Raw genomic sequence first — 648 nt, 5'->3', positions numbered from 1 at the left:
CCGTCCTGGTAGGGGAAGTGCTCCACCCAGTCGGGCCGCGTCTCGAGCCAGCCGAAGTTGTACGGGCCCGTCCTCAAGGTCGCGTCGTACCCGGCGTACTGGCGGTTCTCGGCGATGTAGAAGCGGTCCTTGCCGTTGGCGTCCTTGGGCAGGGTGACGACGAGCGCCTGATCCTTCTTCGTCGCGTGCATCGACGGGCCGAGCATCACGGTCGCCTTCTCGTCGTGGGCGACCGTCGCGTAGTCGAGCCACCCGAGCTGCAGCTTCTCCCAGGCGCCCATGTGGTTCGGGGTCGTACCGATCGAGTCCTGCCCGTGGCCGAGCCAGGACCCCGAGCTCATCAGCGTCCAGAACCCCGTGCCGTTCTCGCCGCCACTGGTGTCGTAGAGGTCTGGCAGCCCGAGGTCGTGGCCGAACTCGTGCGCGAACACTCCCAGGCCGCCGTTCTCCGGCTCGGTCGTGTAGTCGCGGATCCAGAACCCGGTGTTGCCGATCTGGACGCCGCCGTTGCGGTTCCAGCTCGGACCGCCGCCCGAGCGCTGGCCCACCGCCCAGCGGTGCGACCAGATCGTCCACTCCGGGGCACCGGCCTCCTCGCCCTCCCCGGCGTGGACCGCCTGGAAGTGGTCGATGTAGCCGTCCGGCTCG

At 69.3% G+C, this 648-nt stretch carries 1 protein-coding gene; it reads right to left on the bottom strand.

Features of this window, described 5'->3' with window-relative positions; all coding sequences use genetic code 11:
• A partial coding sequence (locus tag N864_RS22880; RefSeq protein ID WP_034723033.1) for a M6 family metalloprotease domain-containing protein occupies positions 1–648 on the bottom strand: 648 nt, incomplete at both ends.

Origin of the sequence: Intrasporangium chromatireducens Q5-1 (genome assembly GCF_000576575.1) — a bacterium.
Lineage (GTDB): Bacteria > Actinomycetota > Actinomycetes > Actinomycetales > Dermatophilaceae > Intrasporangium_A > Intrasporangium_A chromatireducens.
This window is presented reverse-complemented; position numbering and strand designations above follow the sequence as displayed.